This is a genomic window from Desulfitobacterium sp. (genome assembly GCF_982384815.1).
The window spans coordinates 1-11,549 of record NZ_CEVWNY010000104.1 but is presented as its reverse complement, the minus strand read 5'-3'; the positions used below and the strand labels follow the sequence as shown (position 1 = coordinate 11,549).

Here is an 11,549-nt window from a genome sequence, read left to right as displayed (position 1 = left end):
GAGGAAAATAGCGGTACCCAGGCATTATATAAGCTGTATATTAAGTAGGTTGGGTAAGTTATTTTCGTGTTTCAAAGTATTTTAGGTAGACGTTCCGATTATTCTAATATTTAGACTCTTCTTGACTCCTTATAAGGAATTGAGGTAATATTATGGCAACAGGAAATTGTCTATACAACTAGACGGATTGTGAAGAGGGGGGTGATATTAGAAATATTCATCTTGCTCATAAGCTATGTAAAGTAAAAGGAAGAAAGACAGGGGGTGCCGTTATGGCAACGGACAAAGTGAAGTTATATCAAGAAAGATTAACTCGTTATACTACCGCAATGGATGCCGGGAAACCGGACATGGTTCCGATTCGTTTACAGCTTAGTGAGTTTATTGCAAAATATGCAGGCTTTGAACTTCAAGAAATTTATTATGACTTAAATAAAAATATTGCCGCAGTGGATAAACTGCTCGACGATTTTGATATGGATGCGTTTTTTGGCGCGCCGAGCCTATGGTGGGCTTCCTTCCATGATGCGGTAGGAGCAAAGTATCTTAAATTTGCCGGAAATCAACTTGACCCCAATCAACAGTTCCAATTTGTTGAAGAAGAATATATGATTCCTGAAGATTATGATGCCTTCATTGAGAACCCGACCCAGTGGATTCTTGAAACATACTTGCCTAGGATTCATAGCGAGCTTTCCGAACCTGGTTCCTACCGTTCTAACCTTGCCCTCATTAAAGGCTCGGCAGCTATGGCCATGTCTACCGGAATTAACCAGCAAGCAGCGGCCCATTGGGCGAAGGATTATGGTATGCCCCTTTGCATTTCCGGTATTTTGAAGGCTCCTTTTGATACCTTGGGAGACACCTTGCGCGGGCTGAAAGGGATTATGATGGATTTGCGGAAACGCCCGGATAAAGTGCTTGCAGCTATGGATGTCCTTGTTGACCACAATACTTTCTTTACCATGGCGACAGCCGGTGGCGATACGGTCCTCCCAGCCTTCTTACCCCTCCATCGGGGAAGCTATCCTTTCTTGAATCCTAAACAATGGGATACTTTCTATTGGCCAACCCTGAAGAAGGTCATCGAAGGATTATGGGCAAAAGGTAAACGTACCATGTTCTATGCAGAAGGAAACTGGACTCCTTATTTAGAAAAGATTGCTGAACTTCCGGATCGGAGTATCGTTTTCCATGCCGACCAAACCGATTTGGCTAAGGCCAAGGAAATCCTAGGCGGTCGCTTCTGCTTGAGCGGAAACGTACCGAACACCTTGCTTGCTTATGGTAAACCGGAAGAAGTTCGTGAATATGTGAAACGCCTACTCAACGACTATGCAGCTGATGGAGCCTTCATTCTTGACTCCGCCGGTGTTATGCAGGTGGATGTCAAAGTCGAAAATGTAATGGCGATGATCGAGACTGCTCGTCAATTTGGAAAATACTAAGGAGGGATAGAAATGTCTGATCAACTGAAAACAGAAGTTAACAAGGGGTTACCCCCAGGTGTTTGCTTTCCCTGGGAACAGAAAGTGAAGGATTTCGGCACCCTCACCGGCGATGAAGCCATGATTAAAAAGGAGTGGGAAAATCTCGATACATTTGCCTATTTATATCTTTGGTTTTGGGTTCACCGCTAATTTCAATATCTGAATGAGGAGTGATCATTTATGGCAACTTTAACGGATGCTTTAGCAAATGCAATAGCAGAATTAGAAGACGACAAAATCCTAGCTATAGTCAAAGAACGCCTTGCTGCCGGGACTCCGCCTTTGGAAATCGTGGCAAGACTTCAAGAAGGTATGACTGAGGTTGGACTTCGTTTTGAATCCGGAGATTATTTCTTGAGCGAACTCATCCTCTGTGGAGAAATGATGAGTGAAGCAATGACCGAGCTCGAGCCCCATTTGGCCGGTGCAGACGAGCAGCATCGTGGGAATATCGTTATTGGCACGGTTAAAGGGGATGTTCATGACCTTGGCAAGAATATTGTGGTTATGCTTCTTAAGGGTGCCGGCTATAACGTTATTGATCTTGGAGTTGATGTCCCAACGGAAAAATTCATTGAGGCCATCAAAGCATACAAGGCTCCTTTGGTTGGCATGAGCGTTTTGCTTACCGGCTGTCAGGAGCCCATGAAGGTCACCATTGAAGCCATTCGTGCCGAAGGACTAAACACTACTATTCTGATCGGCGGTAACTATGTTGATGACTTTGTGCAAAAATATGTGGGAGCTGATTACTTCGGTTCCACAGCCAGCGATGCTGTAAAAGTCGCAGAGAAAGTTTTTGCTGCAAAATAACGGATCAGTTCTGAACAGTTTACTATCTTAAATCAGGAGTGATTTTGTGCGAAAGGCCTGGGCTGTTCTATGGGTAACTTATCTAGCAAGTGTTGTTATTGTCATCAACCAATTTAAAGTGCCTCCCGTCATGAATATCCTGCTTAATGAATTAGGTATAGATATGACAGTTGGTGGCTGGTTGATGTCCATTTTTGCTGTGGCTGGAATAATTCTATCCTTGCCTGCAGCCCTTGTCCTTGACCGCCTAGGTGCAAGGCTTAGCGGAAGCTTGGCCCTTGTTTTTACAGGTCTCGGATCTGTACTGGGGGCACTAGCCCCTAATGCCGCCATTCTCCTCATGGGGAGAGTGGTGGAGGGAATTGGTCTGGGGTTAATTGCCGTTGTGGCGCCGGCAGTAATAGCAATGTGGTTTCCGCCGGAAAAGCGCGGTCTTCCTATGGGAATTTGGGCATCCTGGGTTCCTCTTGGCAGCTTCATAATCTTCAATTGTGCGAATCCCATTGTAGGATTGTTCGGTTGGCGTGGGGTATGGTGGTTTGGAACCTTAGTTTCACTCCTCGCCTTAGTTGCCTATGCTCTTGTCGTTCCCAAACACCCAGATGTATCCCCATTGGAAGAGGGGGCTAACCCGGCTGCGCGAGTTTCCTTTAGTCTTGGCCTAAAGAGTCCGGCCATTTGGTTTTTAGCCCTTGCCTTTGGTGGGTTTGGCTTTGCCAATGGTGCTTTTGTGACTTGGGCCCCCCAATATTTTAACCAAGTTCATCAAGTACTACCTGACCTTGCCAACTTCTATACAAGTATTCCTGCCATGGCCAGTATTCTTGCCACAGTTCTTGCCGGATGGGTTCTTACTCACGTTCGTAATAAGACAAGAATTCTTATTTTAAGTGTGGTCATTACAAGCGTATTATATGGATACTCTTTACAACTACCAACAGTCGGGTGGATTATTCCCTGGATGATTTTGATGGGGTTTTTACCTGGATTTTTCCCGACAACGATATTTACTTTAGCCCCGGAGGCCGTCCCGACGCCACAACTTGCAGGATTGGCTATGGCAATTGTTAACTTAGTTTTCAATACCGGGTTTTTCTTTGGCCCTCCGCTGCTCGGTCGTATCGTGACTCAATACAGTTGGGAAGCGGGTACCATCCCTCTTGTCGGGGCCTTAATTTTTTCAACCCTATCCTGTCTCATTTTTATCCGGTTCTATAAACGAAGCCAAATAAAATCGTAGGGGAGGAAATAGTAGATGCTCATTATCGGTGAAAAATTAAACAGCACAATTCCCCGCGTCCGCGAAGCCATTCTTAACCGGGACGTTGAATTTGTTCAAGATCTAGCCCGTAAACAAGCGGAATGTGGTGCAGATTATATAGATGTTAATACTGCACAGGGTAATAATGAAGTGGAAGATATGGAGTGGATCGTTAAAGCGGTACAAGAAGTTATCGATGTTCCTCTCTGTATCGATAGTGTAGATCCTGTAACCGTGGAGCACGCTCTCAAGCTTCATCGGGGAACGGCTATGCTTAATTCGATCAGTATGGAAAAAAGCCGGATCTCCGGAATGATTCCACTGATTAAAGAATATGGATGTAAATTTATTGCTCTAACTATGGATGACCAAGGTATCCCGAAGACCGCAGAGGAGCGGATTCGTATCGCCGGCGAAATTGTTGAGCTAATTCGTTCCGAAGGGTTGAAGCCGGAGGATCTTTATATTGATCCCTTAGTACTGCCTCTGGCGGTAAATAGTGAAAATGGCATGCTGTTTTTCCACTGTTTAGAGGAAATCAAGGAGAAATTCAAAGTCAAAACGGTTTCCGGTCTCAGCAATGTTTCCCATTCTTTACCGAAGCGGAAACTGATCAACCGTTATTTTCTGGCACTCTGCATGAACTATGGTATGGATGCAGCGATCCTTGATCCCCTTGACCGCAAACTGACAAGTGCCATCACAGCCACAGATTTATTACTAAACAAAGATCGCTTTTCACGTAAGTATCTGAAAGCTTTCCGGGAAGAGAAGCTTGAAGACTAAAGTTACAATTTTAAAGAAGTGAATCCTGAGCCGGAGGAAGCAAATGGACGAAGCGAAATTGGTAATGATCCCTGTACCCGAGGTTACCCTGGATGAGGTCTTTAAAGCACAAGGAGCAGATTATTCAAAGCGCCCTCCGCGCCCAAACACGGTAGAACTTCATCGTGAAATCCTCGTGGAAGCTAGGGAGTTAGTTAAGCCTATCCTGATCTGGCGGGAAGTAGAATTTTTAGATATTAGCGGTCAGGAGATTCGGCTTAGCGATGAATTGAATTTGACGAGCCCTCTACTTGCCAAAATGTGCCGGGATGCAGAGAAGCTAATTATCTCCGCCATGACAATCGGGAACGCCTTGGAGGAACGAATTTCCTTTTATAGTGAAAAGGGGCATCTGCTTAAAGCTTTCGCTATGGATGCTGTAGGTACTGCCTATATAACAAAAGCAAGCACGGTGGCTTTTAGCGATTTAGAGAAGCGTTATAAGGAACATGGCATGCAAATGACTTTTCCAATGGGCCCTGGGCACTACTACTGGCCAAAGCTCGAAGATATTCGGACTCTGTTTCATTTTCTTCATCTTAACGATGGTGATAGTGATTTCCGCTTGACAGAATCAAACTTAATTCTTCCACGGAAATCAGCCGCTATGGTCATGGGGGTTGGACGCGACTTAGCGGAAACCCACGGTAAAACCCATTGCAGCTTTTGTAGCCTACAAGCCACTTGTCAATTAAGTCAATCAAAAAAAGCTTAACCTTTAAGGAGCAGTTCCCTACTTTGACTGGAGAACGGCTCCTTTATTCTTTGTTTTAAATTTGTTAAATTTCCTAATATGGTGAAACATTTTCGAGTTTTTGTCCGTACTAAGAAAGGAAAGAAGCTGTTAATAATATAGATAAAGATACTGAAGAGCTTCAGGGAGGAAATCATCATGACAAATCGATTATATCGTTCTTCAAGAGAAAAGATGATTGGCGGCGTATGCGGGGGACTGGCCGAATATTTTGATGTAGATGCCACTTTAGTCCGTTTAATTGCCCTTATCACGCTTTTTATGGGTGGAGCAGGCATTATCCTTTATATTGTCGCTTTATTGATCATACCTAGTGATCGTGTAGACCGCCCAGTGTCCTATAGCGGGCGAGGTGACAATGTTCAAGATATTGTGGATGAAGTGATGAATAATGTTAAAGAGACGGCCAAAGATTTTGGCGTAGATTCCTATAACGGCACTTCATCCGATTCGGGCAATTTCTACAACACCGGCAAAAAAAACACGCAGCGGGGCAGAATGGCAGGATTGATCCTGATTATACTCGGTGTGCTTTTTCTGCTCAATCAATGGGTTCCCTGGTTTTCCCTAAGTAAAATGTGGCCCCTGATTTTGATAATCATCGGAGCCACTTTGATTTGGAAAAGGTCCTAGAAACCAATTCGTTTTAAAACCAGTCCACCTAGTTTTTTCGCTAACGGTAGGCCGACCCTTTTGGCTAAGGGGAAGCCTACTCTTTTTATTAGAGGCAGGGCAACTTTTTCAGCGAGGGGTGGACCTATTCTTTCGGCGATTTGAGGAGCCATGCTTCGGGCCAAGGGTGCCCCGAATTCTCGGGCCAAGGCAGGTCCGAAATTTTGCAGAAGAGTAGAGCCCTGTTTCTGAAGAAGAGACTTTAGTTCGAGATTGGCATTTCCAGGTGTTTTAGCTTCTGACTTTAACGGGGTTGGTTTGGTAGCGGGGATAATGTTATTTTGAGGTAGTCTTATGGTAGGAGTTGGACTGGAGGAAACAGGAGAAGATGTTGAAGTTGGGGTGGATGAGGGTATAGATGATGCAGCGGGTTTAGAGCTAGGGGTTGGTATAGAGGCCGGTATAGAGGTAGCATTTATATCATTTTGGAAGAATCGGGAGTTGGCTTGGGGAGTACCTAAGGTGTTATTTGACGGTGTGAAAAGGTGCATTTCGTAACCTCCTTACCTAAGGAAATAGTGGGCCTTACAATTAATCCAGTATATGGAAAATCCCTAATCCAGCTTATTCAGTGAGAATAAAAAAGTTACAATAAGGTTTGAATATATGTATATCTACATCTATATCTACATCTATATCCATATGCATATTGTTATATATATCACATTGATTTCCAAAAATACACTAATGATTTAAATACTTTGTTGATATAAGATTGGTATAGCGGCAAACGATCAATTTTGCATGAGTGTAGATATAAGTTGATCTATATTGCCGGCGCAAAATTATCTATCATTTATGGGGGGCAAAAATTCGAATGAAAAAAACGAGAGCTTGTGTTTTATCCAGTGCTATCATTGCTACCATGGTTTTAGGCACTGCGTTTCCGGCAGCAGTATTAGCGGACACCCAGGTTCCAGTAGTTGAAAAGAGTTCTATCGACCGTTTGTATGGTAACGACCGCTTTGAGACTGCGGCAAAGGTTGCAAGCGAAGGTTGGGATACTGCAAAGGTAGCAATCTTAGCTTCCGGTAAAAAGGAAAACCTTGTGGATGCGTTGACCGCGGCACCTTTTGCCAATTCTATGGATGCACCTATTCTTTTGACAAATGGTGCAACAATTCCCGAAGCAACCATTAAAGCACTTAAAGACTTAAAAGTTGAAGAAGTTTACACTGTAAGTGGTGCAATTAAAAAGGAAGATCTTCAAAAGGCTTTCAAAGCCAACGATTTAAAAATTGAAATTAAAAAAGAATTAGGTGGTAAGGACCGCTTCGAGACTGCTAAAAATATTGCAGAACAACTTAAAGATGTAGAAGGGGTCATGGTTACAACAGCTTTTAAATACGCAGATGCTCTTTCAGTTGCTTCTATTGCAGCAGCTAAAAATATGCCGATTCTTTTAGCCGATCAAAATGGCCTGCCTGAGGTTGAAGCCAAATATCTTGATGGAGTTAAGGAAAAAATCCAAGCGACCTATGTTCTTGGCGGTGAGTCGCTTGTCAGTAAGAAGGTATATGAAGAATTACCTGGCAAAGACGGGGAAAGCAAAACCCGTATTTTTGGAAATGATCGTTTTGCTACCAATCTGGAAGTTTTAAAAACCTTTACCGATCTAGAATACAATAAGGTTTATGTCGGCAACGGTTATGATGATCATCTTGTAGATGCTCTAGTCGTATCTTCCCTTGCTGCTAAAAGCAATTCTCCCGTTGTCTTGACCAATAATGAACTCAGCAAAGATACTGAAGATTTTCTGCTTCCTAAATTAGGACAAAAAAGTATCATTGCCTTGGGTGGTTCTAAAGTTGTATCTGATAAGGCACTTACCTTTAACCATGTTCGTCCTCAAGATTTTGGCGTAATGCAGCTTTCCGGCGTAAATGGTTACAATGTAGGCTTCCAAATTGTTGATGGAACCGCTCGTGACTTAAAGAGTGTTGAAGTAACTCTTTACAAAGGTGATACAGTGCTGGCTAAAAACGTAAGCCTTGACAAGCTTTTCAACACCTATCCTACAGCAACCGAACTTTCAACTCCATTTAATATTGATGGCAACTTTACTGCCGATGGTTTCTGGAGCTATGGAAATTGGAACGGTACCGTTCTTGATGTTCCTACTAAGGCTGTTATCAAGGTGACTTATTTGGATGGACGTGCGTTTGAAGTTGTGAATCAGAAGCTTGCCGGAAACCCGGCAGATCTGAACAAAGAAGCCCTTAACCATGTTAAGGCTGAAGACTTTGGCGTAATGCAATCCTCCGGAGTCAATGGTTATAATGTTGGGTTCTCTTTAGTGGACAAGCTTCCTGCTGATTTAGAAAGCATTGAAGTTAGCTTAGTCAAAGAAGAAGCCGTCAAAGATGAAAAAGGTGAAATTAAGGACCTTGTTAAGACAGTTCTTGCTACCAATTCAGCTACCCGTGCTACAAATGCTAAGCTCTTTGAATTAACCGACAAACAACTTTCTTCTCCTTTTAACATCAATGGTACCTTTAAAGCTGATGGCTATTGGACTTATGGTAAGTTCAACGGAACTGTCGCAGATGTACCAACAAAAGCTGTAATTACCATCAAATATCAAGATGGACGTGTATTTACAGTAGAAAACACCCAAATGACCGGTGATGCCAAGCTTCTTGCGGCTCCTGCCATTACTTCCGGCCTTGCTAAAGAGTTAATCGTCGGCGAAACTGCTGACTTTGAAGTTACCACTGCTCCCAATAGCTTTGTCGCTGATCCTGAAGCAGCGACCACCAAAGTCCTGGTAAAAATCACCTTGACCGCTGGGGATAAGAAAAATGTTGTTCTTCAATACCTGGAAAACGACGGAAAGTACTATGATCTGACTTTGGATGAAAACAACAGTGCTCTTTATGGTCCCCAAACCGGATTCCCCTTCATCAATGGGGCAAGCAAATTCAAAGCAACCTTCAACGAAGCCGGCACCTATAAGTACAACTTAGAAGTTATCACTGTTGCTGCCGGTGATCAAAAGAGTGAAGTCCTGGCTTCCACTACTGGTGAAGTAGTCGTCACTAAAGCCGCTGCAGAAAGCAAATAAAATAGAGTTTCCATAGGGACATTACCATGGATATTTGGTGAGGCAGACAGCAGATTAAGCTGTCTGCCTTTACTGTTGTTTGGCTATTTTCTCGGCTTCTTCAGCGAATGCACCGACAACGCCGATATTACGGGTAGTGAATAATGGATATGACACGGTGTCGCTTCCCGATCCTGGCATAGTAATCGGGAAGCGACACCATTGCCTTACATCGGATTGAGGAATATGACGGTCAAAATGTTACGTTCAAGTATCACGATAAAAATGATGGACAAGAGAAACGGTAAACATTCATAGTAGAAGTGTTCATCTCGCGGGGTCTAGCGATCAATCGTGCACATAGCGGTTGAGTAATTTAAAACGAACCGTTATTATGGTGTATACTCTCGTTATTAAACCGCAATGCAATACTCTTGTTTCTGTTTGGCAAAAATAGGTACAAAAATGGATCGTAAAAGTAAAAAAGACAGTAACGCGAAGGAAATGGGAGCAACGAATAAAAGAGCAAACAGGAAAAGACCCAATGGTATGTCCCCATTGCCAATGTTATTATGAATACAAGGGTGAAGTCTGCCTAAAAGACGGACAACTAAAAATAAAGCATGCCAAATGCGAGACAAGCAGAGCATGCCTAGAAAGGATGATCAATAATTTCACCGGTATCAAAAAAACGCAAACTCAGCAAAAAGAAGAAGCCCCAAAGCGAGAGAAGCTTGCTGAAGAGTTCGGTCAAATATGTTTGTTTACAGTGTGATGAGCAAGAGGAGATCCCGCTAGAAGTAGTAAGGGAATTTGATGCTATGGATGATGGGGATCCAACTGTTCCGCCCCAGTTCAGTTGCGGGAAGTGCGGCGGAGAAATGTATCCAGAGTATTATAAGGGACTTCATGGTTACGAATATAAGATTTCTGACGTTAAAGGACAATAAAAAGGACCGAGGCTCTGCCTCGGTTTTTCTTAAAAAAACTTTCTTTTATTTATGAGAACTAAAGGATAGAACTTATCATGGGATAATCTTCTTCCGGAACGCCTCCGCTTATGGGGTTAAGTTCAGAGTGTAGATAAGTTGATCTCATTATCGTTGCTGCCCCGAATCTCTCACGAATAGCATCTACGGCTCTATCCACTTTTCGTTCCTTTTCTTCATCCTTTCCAAAATGGCTAAGTTGCGTAAAATCGCTAGTGCATAACTCAGAAACACGAACTCCAAGATGTCTTATTGGTTGACTATGCCAAATCTCATCGAAAAAATTACAGGTGATTTCCCATATCGTATTCGTGCAATCGGTAGGGTCGGTTTTTTTCGTAGATGTGAGCAAATTAGAACTCGTTGCTTCTGTACGATATGGCTATCAACCGGGCACGCACGTGATCTTGACGCTGCCGAACGCTAACACTTTCTACAAGTGAAAGCAGAACAAGGTGAGCTGTCTTTTGATCTTCTACGTCAAATAAGGTTGTCGTGGAGTTCCCATATCCCTTGGCAATAATTGTCCCTCCAGGCTTAATGGGGGAATTTTAAATCCCATGGGCATAATTCCAAATTGCTTGGCCATGACTTTTTAAGAACTTTTTGAGCAATTTCACATTGGTGTGAGCCAGTTCACCAATGGTCTTTATGTTTCTGGAACGTAATTTTTTGGCGGTCACTAGCCCCACAAGAAAAAGATTTCGATTGGCAGTTCCCACATTTTTTCTTTAATTTCTTCCGGGTAAAGAGTGTGGACTATATCTGGCTTTTTGAGATCCCCCGCCATTTTAGCCAAGAGTTTATTTGTTGAAATACCAATATTGACAGTGAAGCCAAGTCCCTCTTTAATGCGCTCTTTAAGCTGTTTGCACAGGATCGCCATAAAGGCTTTCCATATTAGTATAGCCTAGGAAGCATTCATCGTCGAGGACCGTTGAATTAGTGGTGAATATTCTTTAAAAATAGCGACCATACCCTCACTGCACTGTTTATATAATCTATAGTTCGGTTTTGCTATCACCAGATTAGGACATTTCGCTAGAGCAGAGTATAAGGTTTCACCAGTCTGAATATTAAACTTCTTAGCAGGAATTGATTTCCCAGGAGAGATAAGCAGAGTTGCATCTATGTGAAATACGATGCGTTTGACATGTGTTTTGCACCACCAATAGAATATGTGTTGTACTATTTGATTGTATAACAGAATATATGCTCTCTATCAACAGGGTGAATATGGTAATTTACTAATCTTTGTCTTATAATTCATAATAGGGGAAAGATGTGGATTACTTTGAATATCTTATCAAGGAGGTACGAATATGACTTTGGCTATTATCAAACTTTTGTTTTATGGCATAGTAATACATTTAGTAACACATATACTGAATAGAGAGGTAAATAAATCCAAAGGCGCAGATGCTACAGTGTATCATCTGTGGCCGATTGTTATTTTAGGGCTTAATATATTAAAGGTCTTTATTCTCTTTGGCATTATACAAATTATTATTAATTCTATTTGTAAATAGTGATATGTGAAGTAAAGAATCACTGTAAAAATGTAAATATCTATTCATTTACTTTATTCCCCGCTTTTGTCATTATTCGACATAATTTTAATAATGTGTATGTTATACTTTAAGTATTAAATGTTAAAGGAGGAAAGAATTATTATATTAAATGTTAAAGGAGGAAAGAATTA

General features: G+C 42.3%; 14 protein-coding genes and 1 pseudogene. 11 read left to right on the top strand and 4 right to left on the bottom strand.

The genetic code is table 11. From position 1 onward, the window contains the following. Positions 1-272 precede the first annotated feature (272 nt). The 10 genes from AC1U9U_RS13220 to AC1U9U_RS13175 all read left to right on the top strand — a co-directional run bounded on the left by AC1U9U_RS13220 (position 273) and on the right by AC1U9U_RS13175 (position 9,808). On the top strand, positions 273-1,448 hold the full coding sequence (locus AC1U9U_RS13220; RefSeq protein ID WP_479961017.1) for a uroporphyrinogen decarboxylase family protein: 1,176 nt from the start codon (positions 273-275) through the stop codon (positions 1,446-1,448). Between the two features lie 12 nt (positions 1,449-1,460). Beyond that, positions 1,461-1,640 (top strand): hypothetical protein, encoded by a 180-nt coding sequence (locus AC1U9U_RS13215; protein ID WP_479961016.1) that lies wholly within the window; start codon positions 1,461-1,463, stop codon positions 1,638-1,640. A 30-nt stretch (positions 1,641-1,670) separates the two neighbouring features. Next, the gene (locus AC1U9U_RS13210) at positions 1,671-2,303 is read left to right on the top strand and encodes a cobalamin B12-binding domain-containing protein (protein WP_479961015.1); all 633 of its coding nucleotides are present in this window, start codon (positions 1,671-1,673) and stop codon (positions 2,301-2,303) included. Positions 2,304-2,349: 46 nt separating this feature from the next. Continuing rightward, positions 2,350-3,543, top strand: coding sequence for an MFS transporter (locus AC1U9U_RS13205; RefSeq protein WP_479961014.1), 1,194 nt, complete (start codon positions 2,350-2,352; stop codon positions 3,541-3,543). A gap of 15 nt (positions 3,544-3,558) precedes the next feature. Beyond that, positions 3,559-4,350: a methyltetrahydrofolate cobalamin methyltransferase gene (locus AC1U9U_RS13200; RefSeq protein WP_479961013.1), complete on the top strand. Its 792-nt coding sequence runs from the start codon at positions 3,559-3,561 to the stop codon at positions 4,348-4,350. Between the two features lie 43 nt (positions 4,351-4,393). Further along, on the top strand, positions 4,394-5,104 hold the full coding sequence (locus tag AC1U9U_RS13195) for a Vitamin B12 dependent methionine synthase activation subunit (protein WP_479961012.1): 711 nt from the start codon (positions 4,394-4,396) through the stop codon (positions 5,102-5,104). Positions 5,105-5,281: 177 nt separating this feature from the next. After that, entirely contained in the window at positions 5,282-5,776 is a 495-nt protein-coding gene (locus AC1U9U_RS13190) for a PspC domain-containing protein (protein WP_479961011.1), read from the top strand. Between the two features lie 333 nt (positions 5,777-6,109). After that, entirely contained in the window at positions 6,110-6,313 is a 204-nt protein-coding gene (locus tag AC1U9U_RS13185) for a hypothetical protein (RefSeq protein WP_479961010.1), read from the top strand. 319 nt (positions 6,314-6,632) lie between these two features. Next, positions 6,633-8,879, top strand: coding sequence for a cell wall-binding repeat-containing protein (locus AC1U9U_RS13180; RefSeq protein WP_479961009.1), 2,247 nt, complete (start codon positions 6,633-6,635; stop codon positions 8,877-8,879). 713 nt (positions 8,880-9,592) lie between these two features. Further along, a complete protein-coding gene (locus AC1U9U_RS13175) occupies positions 9,593-9,808 on the top strand; it encodes a hypothetical protein (protein ID WP_479961008.1) in 216 nt (71 codons plus the stop codon). 58 nt (positions 9,809-9,866) lie between these two features. On the opposite strand, the gene AC1U9U_RS13170 is transcribed toward AC1U9U_RS13175, so the two are convergent. The 4 genes and pseudogenes from AC1U9U_RS13170 to AC1U9U_RS13155 all read right to left on the bottom strand — a co-directional run bounded on the left by AC1U9U_RS13170 (position 9,867) and on the right by AC1U9U_RS13155 (position 10,943). Further along, positions 9,867-10,199: a DinB/UmuC family translesion DNA polymerase gene (locus tag AC1U9U_RS13170; RefSeq protein WP_479961007.1), complete on the bottom strand. Its 333-nt coding sequence runs from the start codon at positions 10,197-10,199 to the stop codon at positions 9,867-9,869. A gap of 1 nt (position 10,200) precedes the next feature. Continuing rightward, positions 10,201-10,368 (bottom strand): DinB/UmuC family translesion DNA polymerase, encoded by a 168-nt coding sequence (locus tag AC1U9U_RS13165; protein WP_479961018.1) that lies wholly within the window; start codon positions 10,366-10,368, stop codon positions 10,201-10,203. 30 nt (positions 10,369-10,398) lie between these two features. Continuing rightward, positions 10,399-10,530: a hypothetical protein gene (locus tag AC1U9U_RS13160; RefSeq protein WP_479961006.1), complete on the bottom strand. Its 132-nt coding sequence runs from the start codon at positions 10,528-10,530 to the stop codon at positions 10,399-10,401. Continuing rightward, positions 10,530-10,943, bottom strand: a pseudogene (locus AC1U9U_RS13155) (DNA polymerase Y family protein). Before AC1U9U_RS13155 ends, AC1U9U_RS13160 begins: the two are co-directional and overlap by 1 nt. Before the next feature lie 226 nt (positions 10,944-11,169). On the opposite strand from AC1U9U_RS13155, the gene AC1U9U_RS13150 reads away from it, so the two are divergent. Next, the gene (locus AC1U9U_RS13150) at positions 11,170-11,376 is read left to right on the top strand and encodes a hypothetical protein (RefSeq protein WP_479961005.1); all 207 of its coding nucleotides are present in this window, start codon (positions 11,170-11,172) and stop codon (positions 11,374-11,376) included. Positions 11,377-11,549: the final 173 nt, after the last annotated feature.

Excerpts from the sequence above, each read along its gene's own strand:
- AC1U9U_RS13220 (WP_479961017.1), top strand. The coding sequence starts at position 273 with ATGGCAACGGACAAAGTGAAGTTATATCAAGAAAGATTAACTCGTTAT.
- AC1U9U_RS13215 (WP_479961016.1), top strand. The coding sequence starts at position 1,461 with ATGTCTGATCAACTGAAAACAGAAGTTAACAAGGGGTTACCCCCAGGT.
- AC1U9U_RS13210 (WP_479961015.1), top strand. The coding sequence starts at position 1,671 with ATGGCAACTTTAACGGATGCTTTAGCAAATGCAATAGCAGAATTAGAA.
- AC1U9U_RS13200 (WP_479961013.1), top strand. The coding sequence starts at position 3,559 with ATGCTCATTATCGGTGAAAAATTAAACAGCACAATTCCCCGCGTCCGC.
- AC1U9U_RS13195 (WP_479961012.1), top strand. The coding sequence starts at position 4,394 with ATGGACGAAGCGAAATTGGTAATGATCCCTGTACCCGAGGTTACCCTG.
- AC1U9U_RS13190 (WP_479961011.1), top strand. The coding sequence starts at position 5,282 with ATGACAAATCGATTATATCGTTCTTCAAGAGAAAAGATGATTGGCGGC.
- AC1U9U_RS13185 (WP_479961010.1), top strand. The coding sequence starts at position 6,110 with ATGGTAGGAGTTGGACTGGAGGAAACAGGAGAAGATGTTGAAGTTGGG.
- AC1U9U_RS13180 (WP_479961009.1), top strand. The coding sequence starts at position 6,633 with ATGAAAAAAACGAGAGCTTGTGTTTTATCCAGTGCTATCATTGCTACC.
- AC1U9U_RS13150 (WP_479961005.1), top strand. The coding sequence starts at position 11,170 with ATGACTTTGGCTATTATCAAACTTTTGTTTTATGGCATAGTAATACAT.